Source organism: Arthrobacter sp. P4_F11 (assembly GCF_056401395.1).
The window spans coordinates 111,096-132,337 of sequence record NZ_JBFUJK010000008.1; the positions used below are offsets into that span (position 1 = coordinate 111,096).

Annotated in this window: 19 protein-coding genes and 1 tRNA gene; 5 read left to right on the forward strand and 15 right to left on the reverse strand. The window is 67.2% G+C overall.

The features are described 5' to 3' along the window. Positions 1-43: 43 nt before the first annotated feature. The 8 genes from AC1DRO_RS11060 to AC1DRO_RS11095 all read right to left on the reverse strand — a co-directional run bounded on the left by AC1DRO_RS11060 (position 44) and on the right by AC1DRO_RS11095 (position 6,039). Positions 44-1,393: an MFS transporter gene (locus AC1DRO_RS11060; RefSeq protein WP_155855730.1), complete on the reverse strand. Its 1,350-nt coding sequence runs from the start codon at positions 1,391-1,393 to the stop codon at positions 44-46. A gap of 164 nt (positions 1,394-1,557) precedes the next feature. Next, positions 1,558-2,355, reverse strand: a complete 798-nt coding sequence (locus tag AC1DRO_RS11065) for an IclR family transcriptional regulator (protein ID WP_476950831.1) — start codon at positions 2,353-2,355, stop codon at positions 1,558-1,560. Between the two features lie 167 nt (positions 2,356-2,522). Then, a complete protein-coding gene (locus AC1DRO_RS11070) occupies positions 2,523-3,353 on the reverse strand; it encodes a fumarylacetoacetate hydrolase family protein (protein WP_476950832.1) in 831 nt (276 codons plus the stop codon). 247 nt (positions 3,354-3,600) lie between these two features. Further along, positions 3,601-3,891: a hypothetical protein gene (locus AC1DRO_RS11075; RefSeq protein WP_476950833.1), complete on the reverse strand. Its 291-nt coding sequence runs from the start codon at positions 3,889-3,891 to the stop codon at positions 3,601-3,603. Between the two features lie 113 nt (positions 3,892-4,004). After that, positions 4,005-4,080, reverse strand: a tRNA-Val gene (locus tag AC1DRO_RS11080). Positions 4,081-4,170: 90 nt separating this feature from the next. After that, positions 4,171-5,103 (reverse strand): NAD-dependent protein deacetylase, encoded by a 933-nt coding sequence (locus tag AC1DRO_RS11085; protein WP_476950834.1) that lies wholly within the window; start codon positions 5,101-5,103, stop codon positions 4,171-4,173. A 4-nt stretch (positions 5,104-5,107) separates the two neighbouring features. Then, on the reverse strand, positions 5,108-5,623 hold the full coding sequence (locus AC1DRO_RS11090) for a peroxiredoxin (RefSeq protein ID WP_476950835.1): 516 nt from the start codon (positions 5,621-5,623) through the stop codon (positions 5,108-5,110). Then, positions 5,620-6,039 carry a DUF3052 domain-containing protein gene (locus AC1DRO_RS11095; protein ID WP_018773429.1) on the reverse strand — a complete coding sequence of 140 codons (420 nt, stop codon included), beginning with the start codon at positions 6,037-6,039 and terminating at the stop codon, positions 5,620-5,622. The genes AC1DRO_RS11090 and AC1DRO_RS11095 overlap by 4 nt, the downstream gene beginning before the upstream one ends. Positions 6,040-6,475: 436 nt before the next feature. On the opposite strand from AC1DRO_RS11095, the gene aceE reads away from it, so the two are divergent. Together aceE and nboR are read left to right on the forward strand one after the other, a co-directional pair. Continuing rightward, complete coding sequence (aceE, locus tag AC1DRO_RS11100) at positions 6,476-9,244, forward strand: pyruvate dehydrogenase (acetyl-transferring), homodimeric type (protein ID WP_476950836.1); 2,769 nt, start codon at positions 6,476-6,478, stop codon at positions 9,242-9,244. A gap of 21 nt (positions 9,245-9,265) precedes the next feature. Beyond that, on the forward strand, positions 9,266-9,889 hold the full coding sequence (gene nboR, locus AC1DRO_RS11105) for a nicotine blue oxidoreductase (protein WP_459385709.1): 624 nt from the start codon (positions 9,266-9,268) through the stop codon (positions 9,887-9,889). A gap of 8 nt (positions 9,890-9,897) precedes the next feature. Here nboR and AC1DRO_RS11110 read toward each other — a convergent pair whose 3' ends face one another. Continuing rightward, positions 9,898-10,542, reverse strand: a complete 645-nt coding sequence (locus AC1DRO_RS11110) for a uracil-DNA glycosylase (protein WP_476950837.1) — start codon at positions 10,540-10,542, stop codon at positions 9,898-9,900. Positions 10,543-10,633: 91 nt separating this feature from the next. Between AC1DRO_RS11110 and AC1DRO_RS11115 the strand changes: the two genes are divergently transcribed. Further along, the gene (locus tag AC1DRO_RS11115) at positions 10,634-11,158 is read left to right on the forward strand and encodes a DUF488 domain-containing protein (protein ID WP_243180674.1); all 525 of its coding nucleotides are present in this window, start codon (positions 10,634-10,636) and stop codon (positions 11,156-11,158) included. Positions 11,159-11,251: 93 nt separating this feature from the next. Here AC1DRO_RS11115 and AC1DRO_RS11120 read toward each other — a convergent pair whose 3' ends face one another. The 6 genes from AC1DRO_RS11120 to AC1DRO_RS11145 all read right to left on the reverse strand — a co-directional run bounded on the left by AC1DRO_RS11120 (position 11,252) and on the right by AC1DRO_RS11145 (position 18,292). Then, positions 11,252-12,235 (reverse strand): aldo/keto reductase, encoded by a 984-nt coding sequence (locus AC1DRO_RS11120; RefSeq protein ID WP_476950838.1) that lies wholly within the window; start codon positions 12,233-12,235, stop codon positions 11,252-11,254. Positions 12,236-12,261: 26 nt separating this feature from the next. Beyond that, positions 12,262-15,108, reverse strand: a complete 2,847-nt coding sequence (locus AC1DRO_RS11125) for a molybdopterin-dependent oxidoreductase (RefSeq protein ID WP_476950839.1) — start codon at positions 15,106-15,108, stop codon at positions 12,262-12,264. A 2-nt stretch (positions 15,109-15,110) separates the two neighbouring features. Then, positions 15,111-16,073 carry an FAD binding domain-containing protein gene (locus AC1DRO_RS11130; RefSeq protein ID WP_476950840.1) on the reverse strand — a complete coding sequence of 321 codons (963 nt, stop codon included), beginning with the start codon at positions 16,071-16,073 and terminating at the stop codon, positions 15,111-15,113. Next, positions 16,064-17,314: an XdhC family protein gene (locus tag AC1DRO_RS11135; RefSeq protein WP_476950841.1), complete on the reverse strand. Its 1,251-nt coding sequence runs from the start codon at positions 17,312-17,314 to the stop codon at positions 16,064-16,066. The genes AC1DRO_RS11130 and AC1DRO_RS11135 overlap by 10 nt, the downstream gene beginning before the upstream one ends. A gap of 17 nt (positions 17,315-17,331) precedes the next feature. Beyond that, entirely contained in the window at positions 17,332-17,826 is a 495-nt protein-coding gene (locus tag AC1DRO_RS11140) for a nucleoside deaminase (RefSeq protein WP_476950842.1), read from the reverse strand. 283 nt (positions 17,827-18,109) lie between these two features. Continuing rightward, positions 18,110-18,292 (reverse strand): hypothetical protein, encoded by a 183-nt coding sequence (locus tag AC1DRO_RS11145; protein ID WP_476950843.1) that lies wholly within the window; start codon positions 18,290-18,292, stop codon positions 18,110-18,112. A 382-nt stretch (positions 18,293-18,674) separates the two neighbouring features. On the opposite strand from AC1DRO_RS11145, the gene pucL reads away from it, so the two are divergent. Next, positions 18,675-19,583 carry a factor-independent urate hydroxylase gene (gene pucL, locus AC1DRO_RS11150; RefSeq protein WP_476950844.1) on the forward strand — a complete coding sequence of 303 codons (909 nt, stop codon included), beginning with the start codon at positions 18,675-18,677 and terminating at the stop codon, positions 19,581-19,583. Between the two features lie 108 nt (positions 19,584-19,691). Beyond that, complete coding sequence (locus AC1DRO_RS11155; RefSeq protein WP_476950845.1) at positions 19,692-21,209, forward strand: nucleobase:cation symporter-2 family protein; 1,518 nt, start codon at positions 19,692-19,694, stop codon at positions 21,207-21,209. Positions 21,210-21,242 lie beyond the last annotated feature (33 nt).

Genomic DNA, 21,242 nt, shown 5'->3' on the forward strand with positions numbered 1-21,242 from the left:
GGCCTGTGCTGCGCGGACGGAGCGTCTGCGGCCCGGATACCGCCTAGTGCGCATCCTCCGTCAGGAGAAGGTCGCGTCCCACCGTCTCGGGCGTGAAGAAGGTGGTGACGAACGAGATCAGCGCCAGGACCAGCGAGTAGATGGCGAGCACCAGCCAGGAATGGTCCGTGGCGGCCAGCAGCGCGGCGCCGACCAGCGGGACCAGTCCGCCGGCCAGGACGGCGGAGAGCTCCCGGCTCATGGCCACGCCGGTGAAGCGGTACTGCGAGCCGAAGAGTTCAGGCAGCAGCGGGCACTGCGGGCCGAGCATGGACTGAACGCCGAGGGCGATGCCCACCACCATGACAATCCAGACCAGCGTGACATTGCCCAGCGTCACCAGGTAGAACGCCGGCAGCGCGATGAGCGCCTGGAACAGTGCACCGTAGCGGTAGACAGGCACCCGGCCGAACCGGTCGGACAGCGCACCGAACGTGATCACCATGACGGCCGCGAAGCCCGCGGCGATGAGCAGGCCGACCGGACCGATGAACTTGTCGCCGGGAAAAACGCCGTCCTTGGCCGCCAGGAACGCGATGAGCAGGGCGGAGTAGATCGAGGAATTGCCGTTTTCGCCCATCCGCAGGCCGATGCCGATCAGCACGTTCTTCTTCGAGTGCTTCCACAGCTGGCCGATGGGGTTCTTGACCACGTTCTTGTGCTTTTCCAGTTCCTGGAAGACGGGCGTTTCCTTCAACCGGAGACGGATGAAGATGGCCACCACAACCAGGAGCACGCTGGCCAGGAAGGGCACCCGCCATAGCCAGCCCTCCAGGACGGCCTTGTCTGCCATGGCAATGAGCGCGAATGTTCCGGCGCCGAGCAGGGTTCCCAGCTGGATGCCGACGAACGGGAGCGACGCGAAGAAGCCACGACGGCGGCGCGGCGCGACTTCGGAAATGAGCGTGGTGGCACCGGCCTGTTCAGCGCCGGCACCCAGTCCCTGCAGGATGCGCAGCGTCACCAGAAGAACGGCGCCGAGCATGCCGGCCTGTTCGTACGTCGGCAGCAGGCCGATGGCGAAGCTGGCGGTCCCCATCAGGCCGATGGTGAGGATCAGGACCATCTTGCGGCCGAACCGGTCGCCGATGTAGCCGAAGACCATCCCGCCGAAGGGCCGGGCCGCGAAGCCCACACCGTACGTGGCGAAGGATGCAATCAGGGCCCCGTCCTCGCCGAGCGGTTTGAAGAACAGCGGGCCGAAGATCAGGGCGGAGGCCAGCCCGTAGATGTAGAAGTCGTAGTACTCCAGCGCGGAGCCCACAGAGCTGGCAAGCGTTGCCCGTCGCAGCTGTTCCGGATCGACGACGGCGCCGTCCGCTTCAGCGAGCGGTGTATTAGTACTAGTTGTCACAAGCACTCCCTCAAGAACACTCCAGACCCCCGTTGGTCTGGTGGGTGTGAGCAACCCCAAGGAGTCGATCACTATGCTGAACAGCGTACAGCATAGTGATCGCCTAGCCAATGAATAATCAGATTTATTCCGGGGCGTCCCAAAACGCCCCGCGGCGCGGGCCCCTAGCCCATGGGATTGCCGAGGGACCGGGCGAGGTCCTGGAGTTCCTTCACCATCATGGCGCCCTGCTCCTGCGAGTAAGTCGCCTTCAGCGCGGTGACCGAAAGGCCGAGGCTGGGCCCGTGTGCGCCCCGGGTCGGGACGGCGACGGCCAGGCACACGACGCCGGTGGTGGATTCCTCGTCCTCGAACGCATACCCCTGCTCCCGGATGAGCGTGAGCTGCGCCTTGAGCTCGGCACCCGTGCGGAGCGACTTCGGCGTCAGGACCGGAAGAGTCGCGTCGTCGGGAAACATCTCGTCGACGTCGTGGTCATGCAGCCGCGCGATCAGTGCCTTGCCCACAGCACAGAGGGACACGGGCATCTTGTCGCCAATATTGGACGTCAGGCGCACCGCCGGGTGCCCTTCGTAGCGGGCGAGGTAAATGACATTTGTTCCGTCCAGCATGGCGATCCGGACCGTCTCTCCCGAAAGCGTCGGGGCTTGTTCACAGAAGCGGTAGAACTCCTGGACCTCGTCGAGGCGGCTGAGGTAGGCAGCACCGAGCTCAACCAACTTCCGGCCGAGGGTGAACTCCGCGCCCTGGCGGCTGATCAGCCTCGCCTCCTCGAGCGCGAGCAGGAGGTTGGAGGTGGAGGACTTCGGGATTCCCAGTTCCCGGGACAGGTCACTGAGCGTGAGGCGTCCGGTCGCGGATGCCGCCAGGGCTTCCATCACGGCGGCGGCACGGGTGACAGCCGGTGCGGGTGACGCGCTCCCCAATCCGTCGGAGGGTCGGGAAACTCGGGAATCGGCCATGATTCTCCTTCAGGTATCGCGCGCAAGTCGCCGCGCCACTCGTTCGAATGCCGTCCAGTCAGCTGAACACTAACCATCATAATGTCTGGCGCCTTGAACCGGGACCGGCAGGGCCCGTGCATCCATTGCTCCCCCGTCGGCGGGCCTCGTCGGGGACCGCCGGTCCCTTAGGCGGCAGATACCACGGGGTTCGTCAGCTCGCCGATGCCGGCAATGTGGCACGTGACGGTGTCGCCGGGGACGATCGGCGCACACTCGGCGGGGAATCCCGTCAGCACCAGGTCACCCGGGTGAAGGGTCATGAAGGATGTGAGATAGGTGAGGATTTCCTCGACATTCCAGCCAAGGTCGGCGGAGCTGGCTGCCTGGAGTTCCTGACCGTTGTGTTTGATGCCGATCGCCAGGTCGTCACCGTTCAGGTCCGTGACGATCCAGGGCCCCACGGGCGTGAACGTGTCCTGGCTCTTGGCGCTGATCCACAGCTCATCGGATTCCTGCAGGTTCCTGGCGGAGACGTCATTTCCAATGGTGTAGCCCAGGACCGCGCCCATGGCGTTGCCGGGCGTCAGTCCGCGGGCCCTGCTCCCGATGACGAGGGTCAGTTCGGCCTCCGGCTCGACGCGGCCCACGCCCGGCCGGAGTTCAACCGCGTCCCCCGGGCCGACCACGCTGGTGGACGCCTTGTGGAAGGCCTGCGGCGGAAGCCCGCGACCGGCGGCACCGGTATTGTGCGCCATGCCCAGGACGTTGGCCGGGACACAGGGCGCGAGGAACGTGAACGACGCTTCCTCCACCCTCGCGCCGACCTCCCAACCTCTGCGGGGCAGGCTGCCGGCATTGGCGGCAGAACCCGGGAACGGAGAGGGTGTCACCGTCCACACCCTGCCCGCCGCACTGCCAAAGTCCGCTGCGTCGTTGGCGACGAAGAAGTATTCGTCCCCGGCAGCCGGGGAAAGCGGGCGGACTCTGGCGATTCGGCGGGCACTCGTGGCGGTCATGAAAACATCCTAGGCGGCGGGCTCGCGGGGCCCGCGATTAGGCCATCGACTGGCGTAATTTTGGCGCGCAGAAACGCCGCCGGTGTTTCACATTTCCAAGCGTTCACGGTATATTCATTACAAGCCTTCCACCGCGGCATCCCCCAATAGTCGCGGTGGAAGGCTTTTCCAATGCCCGGGTGATACCACGGTCCGGGGTCCCCTTTTGAGCGGGCCGGGCCGGGCGATTGTTGCCCTCTCAGGCAGCCTATGCGGCGTCCGCAACGGCCCCCCGCAGCCGCCAGCCCCCACCGAGGCCGTCCCGGATCAGGTCCATGGTGGTCAGGGCAGATCCGCGGTTGCGGCCGAGCCTCGCCTGGACCTGCCAGACCTCGACATCCACACGGCTCAGGCCCTTGGGCATCCGGCGCTCGGCCTCCCACCAGCTGACCCGCTCGAACCAACGCACGGGCTCGGCCCCGATCAACCACTCCCTTCCCCCGCGCACTACCGCCAGGGGCCGCCCGTCCGGGCCTGTTTTCACCATCACGTGTTCCATGCCCGTCACAGTAGGGCGGAGCCCTGACATTTTCGGGGCGCGCAGCATCCCCCGCCGGGACGCACAAAACCCCGCCTTCCGGACCGAGTGGTCCGTAAAGGCGGGGTTTTCTGTGGTGGGTCCTACCGGGATCGAACCGATGACATCCACGGTGTAAACGTGGCGCTCTACCAGCTGAGCTAAAGACCCAAACCGCGGTATCCGCGCCTCAGCGCTTCAACCAACGAACAGCTACTGTACCGGACATCACCGGCCAAGCGCCAATCGGCCCGGCCATCGCTACAGGGGCGGCAGCTCGGCGGCGAGCCAGGTCAGGGCCCCGCTGACGCCTGCCTCCAGCTTGATGGTGGCGAGGCCGTCCCCGCGGGTCGGTCCCCTGTTGATGATAACCACGGCTTTGCCCTGCTTCGCCGCGTGGCGGACAAAACGCAGGCCGCTCATCACGGTCAGCGACGAGCCCGCCACCAGGAGCGCCCGGGCTGCGTCGACCATGGCGTAGGAGCGCTCCACCCGGTCCTTGGGCACGTTTTCCCCGAAGTACACGAAGTCCGGTTTCAGGGTGCCGCCGCAGGCCGGACAGCGGGCGACGATGAACGATCCAATCAGTTCGGTGTCCTCGACGGCGGCATCGGCGTCCGGTGCCATTTCAACCACCCCGGCCGCCTGTGCCCGTTCCAGGAACCCGGGGTTGAGTTCTTCCAGGACACCGGCCAGCATCCGGCGGCTGAACCGCCGGTGGCAGTCCAGGCACACCACCTGGTCGAACCTGCCGTGAAGGTCCACGACGTTAACGCTGCCGGCGTCCTCGTGGAGCCGGTCCACGTTTTGGGTGATGAGGCCGGTGAGAAGCCCCCGCTGCTCCAGCCGGGCTACAGCGGCATGGCCATCGTTCGGATCCGCCCTGCGCAGATGTGACCAGCCGATGTGGTTGCGGGCCCAATAGCGCTGCCGGTTTCCCGGCTCGCCGATGAATTCCTGGTAGGTCATGGGGGTCCGCGGTGCGGCGCCGGGCCCGCGGTAGTCCGGGATGCCTGAATCCGTACTCAGGCCGGCGCCCGTCAGCACGGCGAACTGCTCCCCGGACAGGAGGCCGTGGATGCCTTGCAGGGCCTCCAACTCGGTGCGCTGGAGTTCCGCGGCGCTCCCGGCTGCCGTAACCGGCGGGAGGCTGGCAAACCCGGTCATGCCGATTCCTGGCCGCCGCTGCCTCACCGGATCAGCTCCCCCCGAGTCCCGCGAGGGCCGCCCGGTATTCGGCGAAGTCCCGGGCCTGGCCGCGCGGATTCACCACGACGTAGCGGACGATTCCCGCCGCGTCGATGATGAAGGTGCCGCGCAGCGCCATGCCGCTGTCAGGGTCGAACACGCCGTAAGCCGAGGCCACGGCGCCGTGCGGCCAGAAGTCGGCCAGCAGATCGAAGCCGTAGCCTTCCTTTTCGGCATAGGCACGCTGGGCGAATTTGCTGTCTACCGAGACTGCCAGCACGGCGGCGTCGGCATCCTCGAACAGTGCCAGGTTGTCCCGGATTTCACACAGTTCCCCGGTGCAGATCCCGGAGAAGGCAAACGGGTAGAAGACTATGGCGACGTTGCGGCCGCGGAAGTCCGAGAGGCGCACCGGTTCCCCGAATTGATTGGCGAGCTCGAAATCCGGCGCGGCATCGCCGATGCCAGGAACGGCGCCGGGAACAGGACTCACGGCGGAGCCCTCGTGCTGGACCGCTTGGGTCACTTGTTCTTCCGCGTGACCAACCGGGTGGCGCTCCAGTCCTTCGAGACGCCGGCGGAGGTGGTGTAGTGGAGCCCTGCGGTGGGCGCGGCGTCCTGGATGTCGGCGGGCGAGACGTAGCCGTCCCGGCCGGACTTGGGAGTCAGGACCCAGACAACGCCGCCCTCGGTGAGAGTGGTCAGCGAATCGACCAGCGTGTCCACGAGGTCTCCGTCACCTGCCCGCCACCAGAGAATGGCGGCATCGACGACCTCGTGATCGTCCTCATCGAGAAGCTCAGAGCCCGTGAGATCTTCGATATCGTCCCGCAAGTCGAAGTCGACATCGTCGTCATAACCGAATTCCTGAATCAGGTCCCCGTCTTTGAAACCCAGTTTCTCCGCCACATTTACCGAAGTGGCGGCGTCGGCCTCGCTCACGTGTTGCTCCTATGCTTTTTGAATTGCTTCATGTTTTCAATGGCACTAGTGATTTCCATTACTCCAAGCCAACACCCTTTGAGCTCTCGCTTCAAGCTGTTGGCACCGCGATCCGCCATATTCTGCGTCACACAGACCGATCCGGAGGCTGCCGGGCAGCGCTTCGTCACACAACCAGTATGCCCGTGAAATACGGGGACGGGTCCATAGGGCGGCTACGCATCCATCAGCCCACACGGCTAGAGTGGCTGATGACGACTACGCCTGCGCGGGCAACCGCCCGGCTAATACAGGCAGGCGTACCGTGATTGGACCTTGCCCGGCGCATACGACCGGGCTGATGTAACCGATATGTCGCACACGTCGCGTTCACGCCAGGCAGTCACCCTGCCCGGAGCTGAGGGTGCCGATAGATGCGCTCAAAGAGAGGTTGGACGTGGCTGCAGGAGAAGATACCTCCCATATCCTCAGCGGGTTGACAAACCAGCTGCCTGATCGTGATCCGGAAGAGACCGCCGARTGGCTGGAGTCCCTGGATACCCTGATTCAGGAACAAGGCACCGAACGTGCCCAGTACATTATGCGAAGCCTGCTCCAGCGGGCCGGCGCGCAGWSCGTGGGTGTTCCGATGGTCACCACCACGGAYTACGTCAACACCATCCCGGTCGACCAGGAAGCGGCATTCCCCGGCGATGAAGAGATCGAACGCAAATACCGYGCCTGGCTGCGCTGGAATGCCGCCGTGATGGTGCACCGGGCACAGCGGGCGGACATCGGCGTCGGCGGCCAYATCTCCACCTACGCCGGCGCCGCGACCCTGTACGAGGTCGGCTTCAACCACTTCTTCCGCGGCAAGGACCACCCCGGCGGCGGCGACCAGGTSTTCTTCCAGGGCCACGCCTCCCCCGGCATGTACGCCCGCGCCTTCATGGAAGGCCGGCTCTCCGAGGAGGACCTGGACGGGTTCCGGCAGGAGAAGTCCAAGGAAGGGCACGCCCTGTCCTCCTATCCGCACCCGCGCCTGATGCCGGAGTTCTGGGAATTCCCCACCGTCTCGATGGGCATCGGCCCGATGAACGCCATCTACCAGGCCCAGTCCAACCGGTACCTGCACAACCGCGGCATCAAGGACACCTCGGACCAGCAGGTCTGGGCGTTCCTGGGCGACGGCGAAATGGACGAGCCCGAGTCCCGCGGCCTGCTGCAGCTGGCGGCCAACGACAAGCTCGACAACCTCAACTTCGTSATCAACTGCAACCTCCAGCGCCTCGACGGTCCCGTCCGCGGCAACGGCAAGATCATGCAGGAACTCGAGGCGTTCTTCCGCGGTGCCGGCTGGAACGTCATCAAGGTCGTCTGGGGCCGGGAGTGGGATGACCTGCTGGCCAAGGACGAGGACGGCTCGCTCGTGAAGATCATGAACGAGACCGTCGACGGGGACTACCAGACGTACAAGGCCGARTCCGGCGCGTTCGTCCGYGAGCACTTCTTCGGCAAGACCCCGCAGACCAAGGAAATGGTCCAGGACCTGACCGACGACCAGATCTGGAACCTCAAGCGCGGCGGGCACGACTACAACAAGGTCTACGCCGCCTACAAGGCCGCCACCGAGTTCAAGGGCAAGCCCACGGTCATCCTGGCGCACACGGTCAAGGGCTACGGCCTGGGCACCCACTTCGAGGGCCGCAACGCGACCCACCAGATGAAGAAGCTCACCCTCGCGGACCTCAAGGCCTTCCGCGACCACCTGCGCATCCCGATCACGGACGACCAGCTCGAAGCGGACCTCTACCGGCCGCCGTACTACCACCCCGGCATGGACTCCCCCGAGATCCAGTACCTGATGGACCGCCGCAAGCAACTCGGCGGCTTCGTCCCCGAGCGGCGGCCGGACCATGCGCCCGTGGAACTGCCCGATCCCGCAACCTATGGGATCGCCAGGCGAGGCTCCGGCAAGCAGCGCTCAGCCACCACCATGGCCTTTGTACGCCTGCTCAAGGACCTGCTCCGGGACAAAAAGTTCGGACACCGCATTGTCCCGATCGTGCCGGACGAATCCCGCACGTTCGGCATGGACGCGTTCTTCCCGACGGCGAAGATCTACAACCCGGACGGCCAGGGCTACCTCTCCGTGGACCGGGAGCTCGTTCTTGCCTATAAGGAATCGGCCCAGGGCCAGCTGATCCACCCGGGCATCAATGAAGCCGGGGCGGTGGCGGCCTTCACCGCCGCCGGAACGTCCTACGCCACGCACGGCGAACCGCTCATCCCGGTCTACGTCTTCTACTCGATGTTCGGCTTCCAGCGCACCGGCGATTCCTTCTGGGCCGCCGCCGACCAGATGACCCGCGGGTTCATCATCGGCGCCACCGCCGGCCGCACCACGCTGACCGGCGAAGGCCTGCAGCACGCCGACGGCCACTCCCCGATCCTGGCGGCAACCAACCCGGCCGTCGTCACCTACGACCCGGCATACGGCTACGAGATGGGCGTCATCATGCGTGACGGCCTGGAGCGGATGTATGGGCCCGGCGAAGCCGGGAAAGAAATTGCCGACAACGATCCGTCGCGGAACGTGATGTACTACCTCACGGTGTACAACGAGCCGATCTTCCAGCCGGCCGAACCCGTAAACCTCGACGTCAACGGCGTCCTGAAAGGCATCTACCGGGTGTCGGCGTCGGACTTTGAAGGGCCTAAAAGCCAGATCCTGGCCTCCGGCGTGTCCGTTCCGTGGGCCCTCGAAGCCCAGCGGGTCCTCGCCGAGGACTGGGGCGTCTCCGCGGACGTCTGGTCCGTGACCTCCTGGACCGAACTGCGCCGCGACGGCCTCGCGGCAGAAGAAGAGGCCTTCCTGAACCCCGGCCAGCCCGCCCGCGTCCCGTTCGTGGCCCAGCAGCTCGCCGGTGCCACCGGGCCGGTCGTCGCGGTCACCGACTACATGAAGGCCGTGCCGGACCAGATCCGGCAGTTCCTGCCGCACCAGTTCGCCTCACTCGGCGCGGACGGCTTCGGCTTCTCCGACACCCGCGCCGCGGCCCGCCGTTTCTTCAAGAACGACATCCACTCGATTGTAGTGAAGACCCTCCAGCTGCTGGCCTCGCGCGGAGAGGTCGACGGCGGGGCGCCCGCCTACGCGATAGACCGCTACAAGCTCCTGGACGTCAACGCCGGGACCACCGGCGGAACCGGCGGCGACGCCTGAGAAGCGCGTTATGGTGGGCAAATGAGCGACAGCAGAGCGCACGGCACCGGATCCGGCGGCACGACGGCGGTGCTGCTGGCCGCCGGAGCCGGGACCCGGCTGGGGCTCGGGCCCAAGGCGTTGCTCCCCTTCCATGGCCGCACGCTGGTGGAAGTGCTCGCTGACGTGCTGCTCGCGGGCGGCTGCCGGGAGGTGGTGGTGGTGCTTGGCGCGGATGCGGCAAGGGTCCGCGCCGCCACCGACCTCGGCCGGCACCGGGTCATCGACAACCCGCACTGGGCCAGCGGGATGGGCAGCTCGTTCCGGGCCGGTATCGCCGCGGCGGCCCCGCAGGACCATGTGCTCATTGCGCTGGTGGACCAGCCCGGCCTGACCAGGGAGACCGTCACCCGGCTGCTGACGTCGCACCGGCCAGGCCGGGTGACGGCGGCCGCCTACCGCGACGCGGACGGGAAACTGCAGCGGGGACATCCGCTGCTGCTCGATGCCGGACTTCGCGCCGAAGCCGCGGAATCCTCTACGGGCGACGCCGGCGCCCGGCATTTCCTGCGGGCCAACCCGGACCTGGTTTATCTGGTGGACTGCAGTGACCTCTCCGGCGGCGAGGACCTCGACTCTGCCGACCAGCTGCACCTCCTCGACTAGCGCCGGTTTTAGCGCGAGTGAGCCAAAAACTCCTGCAGTCCACGCTTGAACCCGGACCGGCCGCCGTGCGCCGGGTGCCTGATTTTCGGCACGTCCATGCCGCTGCGCTGCAGGCTGCGGTAGGCCACGTTGCCCACGGCCACCACGGTGTCGATGCGGAACGCCTCAGCGAGCGCCTGCCAAAACGGAGTTCCCAGCGCAGCCTCGGAAGCCTTTGGCGTGCGGTTGGACAGCGGCCGCCCGGGCACGTGGGTGTGCCACGGGCAGGCGCTCCACAGCAGGGGCAGGAATTCCAGCTCGGCCAGCACCTGCCACATCACCGTGGCCGTCGGCTCCGCAGCGATCCCCGCAGCATCCGCCGGGAGCACGTAGCCCTTCCCCGGCCCGAAAAGCCCAAACTCGTTGGCGGGGCCCTCGAACATGGTGCGGTTCGTGAAGGGAACCCCGGTAATCCTCATGCCCCTGTAACCGGGGGCTTCCCCCACGAGCAGGACGTTTGGGTCGCGGTCCTGCATCTCACGCAGGTAGATGGTCAGGTTTCGCCGGCGCTGCGCATTTCCCGGCACGGTGCGATCGAAGAAGTTGTTGCACCCCGGCCCTGTTTCCACAGCCGCAAGACGGTCAACAAAGCCATCGATGGAGGATGAAGTCATTCCGTACCCGTTTCGTTGACAGCCGGTAGGTCCTCCAGAATATCCGGGCCGCTACACTGGCGGCGCAGGCGTGCCGCTTTAGCATGGGGGGATGACGGACATGACCATCTTCACGGTGGGGCACTCCACTCATCCCATTGGCGAATTCATCGGCATCCTGCAGGCCCACGGCGTCAAGAAGCTGATCGACGTGCGCACCGTCCCGAAGTCGCGCCACAATCCACAGTTCAACGGGGACGCGCTGGCCGCGAGCGTGCGGGCCAGCGGAATCACCTACCGGCGAATGGAATCCCTCGGTGGCCTGCGGCACGCCCGGAAGGACAGCCCCAACGGCGCCTGGCGCAACGCGTCGTTTCGGGGATATGCGGACTACATGCAGACCGAAGAATTCTCCGCGGCCATCGACCAGCTGCTGGACCGCGGGCGGGCCAACGATTCCGCAATCATGTGCGCGGAAGCCGTCCCGTGGCGCTGCCACCGCTCGCTGATCGGTGACGCGCTCCTGGTCCGGAATGTCGGGGTGCTGGACATCATGACGGAAAAGTCCGCGAAACCCCACACCCTGACTTCCTTCGCACGCGTTGAGGGGAAGCGGGTGTGGTACCCGCCGGCCTAACGTCGGCTACGCCAACTACAACGCGAGGTCAGCTACGGCCCTGAACCACGCCGCCATGGGCCGTTTCTGACCCTGCATTGGTTTGAGGAGGGTCTACCAGCGCGGGTGGATGGTTTCGCGGAAGTAGCGGTCATAGATTTCGCGGACGCCGACGTCGAACGTTGCGTCAATGCCGCTAACACCCGCCGCGGCGGCGTTGGCGCGCGCCTGGTCCACGTTCCGCGCGCCCGGGATCACCGTGCTGACGCCGTCCTGCGCCGCGATCCAGGCGATGGCCGCCTGGGCGGTGCTGACGCCGTCGGGCACCAGTTCCTCGAACTCGGCCACCGCTTTGAGGCCCTGGCCGAAGTCCACGCCGGAGAAGGTTTCTCCGACGTCGAACGCCGATCCGGTGCGGTTATAGTTCCGGTGGTCGTCCTCCGCAAAGGACGTATCCGCGGTGTATTTGCCGGAGAGCAGCCCGGAGGCGAGCGGGACGCGGGCGATGATGCCCACGCCGGCGGCCTCAGCCGCGGGCAGCACCTTGTCCAGCGGCTTGAGCCGGAAGGCGTTGAGGATGATCTGCACGGTGGCGGTGCCGTCGTGGCGCATTGCTTCGAGGGCTTCCTCGGTCCGCTCCACGCTGACGCCGTAGTTGCGGATGACGCCCTCGGCCACGAGCGTGTCCAGCGCGTCGTAGACCTCGTCGTTGCTGTACACGGCGGTGGGCGGGCAGTGCAGCTGGACCAGATCCAGCTGCTCGACGCCCAGGTTGCGCCGCGACCGGTCGGTCCATTCGCGGAAGTTGGAGAGGTTGTAGTTCTCCGGCCGCTGCTCCACCCGCCGGCCCATCTTGGTGGCCACCGTGATGTCCAGGCCGGGGTTGTCGGCCAGGAAGGCGCCGATGGCCTGCTCACTGCGGCCGTCGCCATAGACGTCCGCGGTGTCGAAGAACGTGACGCCCGCTTCGACGGAGGCCGCCAGGATGGCCTGCGCCTGCGCGGGGTCCACGTTGCCCCAGTCCGCGCCAAGCTGCCAGGTCCCCAACCCGACGGTGGAGACGTTTCGTCCGGTTTTGCCCAAGATTCGTTGTTCCATCGTCCGACTATAGGCCGTCAGCGGCCTCAAAGCGGGGGAACCAGCCCTGCCTCTTTCAGGCCCAGGTAGATCTTGTCCCGGGAGATGGGCAGCTGGGAAAACCTCACGCCGGTGGCGTTCCGGATGGCGTTCGCGAGCGCCGGCGCCACCGGGTTGAACGGGCTCTCGCTCATGGATTTCGCGCCCAGCGGGCCCAGCTTGTCGCTGGTGTCGGCGAAGTACACCTCGCTGCGCGGCACGTCGGCGAAGGAGGGGACGTGGTACTGCCGCAGGACGTCGGTGGTGACGCGGCCGGCGTCGTCCACTGTGACCTCCTCGTAGAGCGCAGAGCCGAGGGCCTGCGCGATCCCGCCTTCGATCTGGCCGCGGCACTGGCGCGGGTTGACCACCACGCCGGCATCGGCCGCCTGCACGCTCTGCAGGATCCGCAGCTCCCCCGTCCCGGTGTTCACCGCCACCCGGAAGCCCTGGACATTGAACGCCACCGAGCGCGGCGTCCCGCCCCAACGCCCCTCGGCGGCGAGCTCGACGCCGGCCTGCTCCGCGGCGCCGTAAATTTCCGTCAGGGGCACCAGGGTTCCCTCGCAGACCACGGCGTCCATGTCCAGGACGCAGCCGGAGGGCGGCACGCGGCGGAGGCCGGCGGCGAAGGCGCGGATGCGGAGGGCGAGGTCCTCTGCGGCGGCCAGCGTCGCTTTGCCGGCCACCACGGTGCCGGCAGATCCGAACGCGCCGGAATCGTGGTCCACGAGGTCGGTGTCGGACTGCCGGAGGGTGACGCGGGCGGCAGAGGTAGACAGCGCGGTGGCCGCGAGCTGCGCGTGGACGGTGGTGGTGCCGTTGCCGAATTCTGCCGTCCCGACGTCGGCGGCGTAGGTCCCGTCGGGCAGGAGCCGGAGCCTGGAGTGGGCAAAGTGGCCGCGTGGCGGGACGGTGTCGATCATGGACAGGGCAGTCCCCTCCCCGACCACCCAGTCCGGTCCCGGGCTGTCGAGGCCGGCCGCACGCCAGCGTTCCCGTCCACGGGCCAGGGCGTCCTCCACCAGCTTCGTGCACTGGTCCAGGCCGTAGCTGCCGTAGCGGACGTCTTCCTGGGGCTCGTCGCGGATGGACAGCATGTCGTCGCCTTCCCGGACCATGTTCCGGCGGCGGAACTCCAGGGGGTCCATGCCGATCCCTGCCGCGAGCTCGTCGATGCCGGATTCGATCGCGAAGATCATCTGGCTGAGCCCGTAGCCGCGGAAGGCACCGGACGGCACGGTGTTGGTGTACACGGCGTGGGCGTCCACTTTCTTGTTGGCGCATTTGTACACCGCCAACGACTCGCCGCAGCCGTGGAACATGACCCCGGTGGCGTGGTTGCCATAGGCGCCGGTGTTGGTGAGCACCTCCAGCTTCAGTGCGGTCAGCCTCCCGTCGCGGCTGGCGCCGGCCTTGAGATGGATGGTGAAGGGATGCTTGGTGGTGGCGGCGGTGAACTGTTCGGTCCGGGTGAATTCAAGCTGCACGGGGCGGTTGAGCTTCAGGGCCGCCAGAGCCACGACGTCCTCGGTGAGCACCTCTTGTTTGCCGCCAAAACCGCCGCCCACCCGTCCGGCAACCACCCGGATCTGCTCTTCCGGCAGGCCGAACACCCGGCCCAGGGTGCGCCGCACCAGGAACGGGACCTGGCTGGAGGTGCGGATCAGCAGGCGCCCGTCACCGCCGATGGAGGCGATGGAGGCATGGGTTTCGAGCGCCATGTGCTGCACCCGTTGAGTCCGGTACGTGTGTTCGTGGATGAAGTCCGCCGCGGCGAACCCGGCCGCCATATCGCCGAGCTCGGAATCCAGTTCCGCGACGACGTTCCGCTCCGGCCGGCTGATGCGGGCCGTGGTTGCGTCCTTGTCCCCGTGGAGGGCGGGGGTGCCGGGGAGCATGGCGTTCTCCGGGGTAAAGACCGCATCCAGCACCTCGTAGTCGACCTTCAGGGCCCGCACGCCTGCCTCCGCCGCCGCCACCGTCCCGGCGACGACGGCGGCGACGCGCTGGCCGGTGAACCGCACGACGTCGTCAAACACTCGGGTGTCGTCCGGGTCGTCGGTGTAGAGCTCGTGCTGCGCGGTCGAAAACAGCTGCGCCGGGGAGTCCTCATGGGTGAAGACCGCCGCGACGCCGGGAATCGCTAGCGCGGCTGCTGCGTCGATGGAGCGGATCCGGGCGTGGGCATGCGGGGAGCGCAGCAGTTTCGCGTGCAGCAGCCCGGGCAGTTCTTCGGCCGGGACGTCGAGGGTGTAGCGGGCCTGCCCCGTGACGATGGCGAGGCCCGCCGGCGCGGGAGCGTCGTCGCCCAGTTGTCCGGGGCGCGGCTCCGGCCGGCCGTGCCCCTCAGAAGAGGTGTCCGGGGCTGAGGTGTCCGGGCGGCTCCCCCTCCCGCAGACGGCGTCCTCGATGGCCGTGTACCCGGTGCACCGGCACAGGTTGCCCTTCAGGTTCCGCGGCAGGTCCGCCCTCTGCTCCTCATCGAACGTCGCTGCCGTCATCACCATGCCGGCCGTGCAAAAGCCGCATTGGAAGCCCTGCCGGTCCAGGAACTGCTGCTGCATCGGATGAAGCGCGGTGCTGTTGGGGTCACCGGGCCCGCCGGCGGCGCTGGCGGCGCTGGCGGCGGCCAATCCTTCCACCGTGGTGACCGCCCGGCCTTCCGCGCGGACGGCGGGATAAATGCAGCTGTGCACCGGGACCCCGTCCACGTGCACCGTGCAGGCGCCGCAGTCGCCGGCGTCGCAGCCCTTCTTCACGCCCAGGTTCCCCTGTTCGCGAAGGAACGTGCGCAGGCACTGGCCGGGGCGGGGTTCGGCCTGCGCCGGGATGCCGTTGATCTCAATTCTCATGCTCAGGCACCTTCCGTCCGGGGTCCACCGTTCAGGGTCCCGCCCCGCGGCGGCCAGAAGTCACAGGATATGCGTAACGGGTCGCGGTCTGCCGGGGTGGTGAGTTCGGCCTGGATTTCATGGGCCAGCCGGTATGTCATGTCCTTGCGCCAGGCGGGCAGGCCGTGGACGTCGTCGTGGTACAGCTCATCGGGGATGGCGGCATCCAAGGCCTCGGAGAGAGCATCAGTGAGGGCGCCGGCGAGCGCCGCCGCGGAGGACTCCAGGCGCAGCTGCACGGGGCGCTTGGTGGCTGCGGTGACGGTCAGGACCAGGGCGCCCCCGACGTCGAGCCTTCCAATCAGCAGCACCGCTGACCTGCCCAGGTTGCTCAGCGACAACCGGCGGAAGGCCACCCGGGAGGACAGGGCCGCCGCCGGCAGGCTCACGCTGCGCAGGAGCTCGCCGGGAGCGAGGCAGTTCGTCCCGTCGCCCGTAACGAAGTCCAGCACCGGGAGCGTGCGGCGGGCGCCGCCGGGGCCCAGAATGGTGGCCGTGGCGTCGAGCGCCGCGCAAAGCGAGATCATTGGCCCGGCCGGCAGGGAAGTGCACAGGTTGCCGCCCACCGTGGACATGGTCCAGACCTTGAAGGAGGCCACAAAGGACTCGCAGCAGGGGCGGACGAGTTCCACGCCGGGCCAGTTCCCGGCCAGCCCCCGGCCGGCGTCCGAGCCGGCATCCTCATCCGGGAATGCATACAGTTGCGCGATGGTGCAGGTTGCCGCCAGCTCGATGCCGGCCGCCGACACCGCTATGGGTGTCCAGTCCGTGGAGCCAAGGTCCAGGAGGCGCCGGAGCGGTTCCTGTCCGGCGCCGGGGCTCCCGGAGGAGAAAAGCACGGTGCCCCCCGCGAGCCAGGCGTCCCCTTCGCGCCACTGCGCCGGATCCGCGGTGCGGACCACGGCCTCGATGGTGTTCAGGTCCACTGGGCCTCCTGACGTTCCGGCATGCCGGCGCTGCTGTCGTGATGGTTGCTGTCGTGATGATTGCGGGCGTAGTGGTGAATGGGGCCGCTGGCATCCTTCAGGGACACGCTGCCCTGGGCCAGCCCGGCGGCCTTGCTCCTGTTGACCACGAGTTCTGCCGTGATGGAGACCGCGACCTCTTCCGGCGTGACGGCCCCGAGGTCCAGGCCGATGGGTGAGTGCAGCCGGGCCAGGTCGCCGTCGGCCACGCCGGCCTGCCGCAGGGCATCGATCCGCCCGCGGTGGCTTCGTCTGGACCCCATGGCGCCGACATAGTCCACGTCCAGGCCGAGCGCGGCCTGCAGGAGCGGGACATCGAATTTCGGATCGTGTGTGAGCACGCAGATGGCCGTCCGGGCGTCGGTGCGGCCGGCCAGCACTTGGTCCGCCAGGTACCGGTGCGGCCAGGCCGTGGCCACCTCGTCCGCGGCGCTGAACCTGTCCTGCTGCGCGAACGCCGGGCGCGCGTCGCACACCGTGACGTGGAAGCCAAGGAGTTTCGCGGCCGGGACGAGCGCCGCACCGAAGTCATTGGCGCCGAAGATCAGCAGGCGCGCCGCGGGCAGCCGGCTCTCCACCAGCAGGCTGACGGGTTCCGGCTGGCACTCCCCCGCGGGCGCGAGCCGGATCAGCCCGGTACGGCCTCCCCTCAGCAGCGGTTCCAGCTGGGCTGCCGCGGCCGGCAGCATGCGCCCGGCACCGGCGGACCCGCCCGCCCCGAGCAGCGCGGCGAGTTCGGCCGACTGCAGTACCCGGAAGGCCGCCGGGTCAGGAACCACGACGGCGCCGCGTCCGCCGGCGTCCATCCTGCGGATCAGCGCGGCCCCGGCCGGATGCCTCCCGGCCAGGGCCTGCAGGCTGTCCAGACGCAGCCGGCCGGGCCCTGCGCCCAGGGGTTCGATGTGGATTTCCAGCCTGCCGCCGCAGGTCAGCCCGGCGGCAAACGCGTCCTCGGCGCTGTATCCGAAGACCTCTCGGCGCGTCCCGCCGTCGCGCATTGCCTCCAGGGCCGCTTCCACAACGGCCCCTTCAACGCATCCACCGGACAGGCTGCCCAGCACCTCGCCGGTCTCCGAGACCAGCATGGTGGTGCCCACGGGCCTCGGCACTGATCCGGCAGTGCCCACGACGGTGGCCACCGCGCAGAGCTGCCCGGACGCGGCCGGCCGCCATGTGCCCAGGTGCGGGAGCAGATCCAACATGGCCGCAGTCCCCGGCGCTAGTAGTCGGTCCGGGACTCAAGCGAGTTCCAGGCCTTGAAGGGATCCAATGCCGCGGGCGCTTGCGGGTCTGTCAGTTGCAGCCTGCCCACCGGCATGAGCGTGTCGCGCTGGTCGTTTTCGAAGTATTCGTAGAAGACGGCGTCATCGAACCCCGCAGCCGCGGCATCGTGCCGGTCCGCGGCGAACATCACGCGTGACACCCGCGCCCACAGTGCGGACGCCAGGCACATGGGGCACGGCTCGCAGCTGCAGTAGAGCGTGGCTCCGCTGAGATCGAAAGTGCCAAGTTCGCTGCAGGCCTGCCGGATGGCCGTGACCTCGGCGTGCGCCGTGGGATCGTTGGTGGCGGTGACGCGGTTGACGCCGTCGAACGCTAGCCCGTCCGCAGTGACCACCACTGCGCCGAACGGGCCGCCGCCGTTCAGGACGTTGGCCGTGGCCAACTCGATGGATCTCGCCAGGAACTTCTGGGCCGTATCGGTTGTAGTCATGCCGCCACTCCCTACCTGCGGAAGCCTGTACACCGTGACGGGTACGCAAGGGCCGTATGCGACGGTGACCAGTCTTCAGCATGTGCCTTGAAGGTTGCGCCTGGTAGATAGCTTCCCGGATCCCGGGCTGCCCGCCGTTGGCAAGATCGACAGTAGCACCGGGATGTCCGCGCGGCGCGCCCTATTTGAGGGAAGCCTGTTTTCGTTATGTGAAATCTCTATTTCCGGGTCTTCACGCCAACGCCGCCCTACCGCCCAACCGCCCAACCGCCCAAAAAAACGCCTACCGGCCAAAGAGCGGCAGCGCGCGGAGCCACCGGGAAAAGCCGCGGTCCCTCCGCTCGCAGTCGGCCGGAATGTAGAAGTCTGGGTCCGTGGCGCCGAAGTCCGTGGCGGCGAACGGCAGGTACAGCTCCACCCCGGGCGCCGGAAATTCAACGGCACTGTCCGTCTCCTCCGAGTTCATGGATTCCTCCTCATGCATTGCGTGGGCGCTTCTCCGCACCGAGTCGAAGCACGCGGAAGAGTTCCACAATTTGGAAATGATTTATTGTTATGTGGAAAAGAGTAGGGGCGGGCGGAGCCGGCGGTCAAGAGCGTTGGCCGCCGCGGTCACAAACCGTTTTTTCGAAAAGTGATGTACACCACGCCCGGACCGGGCTACGCTTAATCCCAATTCGTGGCGCAGGTCACGTAACCTGGGAGCAGCAGGCAGGGTCGTAATGAGCTGGCATCAACTGATGTCGGCTCTTTTTTGTGGGCCGACGGAATGAGAAACGCGCGGGAAACACGCGCTTAATTTCTATGTGGGACTTTGGTGCCACATACCTGAAGTTGGGAATCAGACCATGAGCAACAAGATCGTCCTCGGCCACAACCAGTACGGAAAAGCCGAAGTCCGGGTCGTCAAGATCACCAGGGACACCGACCGCCATGAAATCGAAGACCTGAATGTCACCTCGCAGTTGCGCGGGGACTTCGCGGCTGCCCACCTCGAAGGCGACAACAGCCATGTGGTGGCCACGGACACCCAAAAGAACACCATCTATGCCTTCGCCCGGGACGGCATCGGCTCCCCGGAAGCCTTCCTGCTGCGGCTGGGCAAGCACTTCACCTCGAACTTCGACTGGGTCACCGGCGGCCGCTGGGCAGCCGAATCCTACAAATGGGACCGGATCCAGGCCCACGGGACCGGGCACGACCACTCCTTCGTCCGCAGCGGCCAGGACGTCCGCACCGCGGTCCTTGTCCGCGACAGCGGTACCGAGCACCTCATCGCCGGGCTCAAGGACCTCACCGTGTTGAAGTCGACCCAGTCCGGGTTCAGCGGCTTCCCGCGGGACAAGTACACCACCCTCCCGGAAACGTCCGACCGCATCCTCGCCACGGACGTATCGGCCCGCTGGCGCTTCAGGACCGGCACCGATTTCGGCACGTTCGACTTCAACAAGAGCTACGAGGACGTCAAGAGCCTGCTGCTGGAGGGCTTCAGCGAAAACTACTCCCACGCCCTGCAGCAGACCCTCTTCGACATGGGCGCCAAGGTCCTGGAAGCGCACACCGAGATCGACGAGATCAAGTTCTCCATGCCCAACAAGCACCACTTCCTCGTCGACCTCTCGCCCTTTGGCCTCGACAACCCCAACGAGGTCTTCTTCGCCGCCGACCGCCCCTACGGCCTGATCGAGGCCACTGTCCAGCGTGAAGACGCCAGCCCCGCAGAAATCGCCTGGTCCGGGATCGCCGGCTTCTGCTAGGACTCCCGGGCCGGCCGGCCCGGGCCTCCGGCGCCGGCACTCCGGCACCCGTTAGCCAGACATTGTTAGCCGGACAACGACGTCCGCCATGAACCAAGAAGGTCTGCCATGAACGCACGCAAAAAATCGACCGCCCGGCTGCCACGCACCCGCGGCACCGGCGGCACCGGCGGCACTCCCCGCCCCGAGGACCAACGGCTCTCCGTCGGAAGCAGCTTCGCCTACGGCTTCCAGCACGTCCTGACCATGTACGGCGGCATCATCGCCGTCCCCCTGATCGTCGGCCAGGCCGCCGGCCTGGCCCCGGCCGACGTCGGGGTCCTGATCGCCGCGGCCCTCTTCATGGGCGGCCTGGCAACGCTGCTCCAGACCCTGGGCGTGCCGTTCTTCGGCTCCCAGCTCCCCCTGGTCCAAGGCGTCTCCTTCGCCAGCGTGGCGACCATGGTCGCCATCGTCACCGGCGGCGGCGGTCTCCCGGCCGTCTTCGGCGCTGTCATTGCCTCTGCAGCCATCGGGCTGCTGATCGCCCCGGTGTTCTCCAAGATTGTCCGGTTCTTCCCGCCGGTGGTCACCGGCACAGTCATCACCACCATCGGCCTCACGCTGATGCCCGTGGCGGCCAACTGGGCGATGGGCGGGAACAAGAAGGCGGCGGACTATGGGAGCGTGGCCAACATCGGGCTGGCGGCCATCACCCTGGCCCTCGTGCTCCTGCTGAGCAAGGTCGGCAGCGCCACCATTTCCCGCCTGTCCATCCTGCTGGCCATGGTCGCCGGAACCGGGGTCGCCGTCGTGACCGGCATGGCGGACTTCTCAAAGGTTGGTGACGGCCCGATCGTCGCCTTCCCCGCACCGTTCCACCTCGGCGCACCCACCTTCGAGGCTGCCGCCATCATCTCCATGCTGATCGTGGTCCTGGTCATCCTGACCGAGACCATGGCCGACATCCTGGCCGTCGGCGAAATCGTGGGCACCCGGGTCGATTCGAAGCGGATCGCCGCGGGCCTGCGGGCAGATATGGTTTCCAGCCTCGTGGCGCCGGTCTTCGGTTCCTTCACGCAGAGCGCGTTCGCCCAGAACGTTGGCCTGGTCGCCGTCACCAAGATCAAGAGCCGCTATGTGGTGGCGGCCGGCGGCGTCATCCTGGTGCTGCTGGGCCTGCTGCCGGTGCTCGGCCGCGTGGTCGCGGCGGTCCCCACAGCCGTCCTGGGCGGTGCGGGAATCGTGCTCTTCGGCACGGTGGCCGCGAGCGGCATCCGGACCCTGGCCAAGGTGGAGTACCGGAACAACATGAACCTGATCATCGTCGCCGCCTCCATCGGCTTCGGGATGATCCCGATCGCCGCCCCCACGTTCTACGACAAGTTCCCCAGCTGGTTCGCAACGATTTTCCATTCCGGCATCAGCTCCGCAGCGGTCATGGCCATCGCGCTGAACCTGCTCTTCAACCACCTGAAGAAGGGCAACTCGGAGAACCAGTCGGTCTTTGTGGCCGGAACGGGCCGGGTCATCCGCGAGGAAGACCTTCAGTGCCTTGCCGAGGGCGACCGCTACGAGAACGGCAAACTGATCGACTGCGACGGCAAGGAAGTCCCGGTGGAGTCCGCCGCGACATCCGAACACTAGTCCCCCAAGACACCACCGGCATGAGCGTTGCGG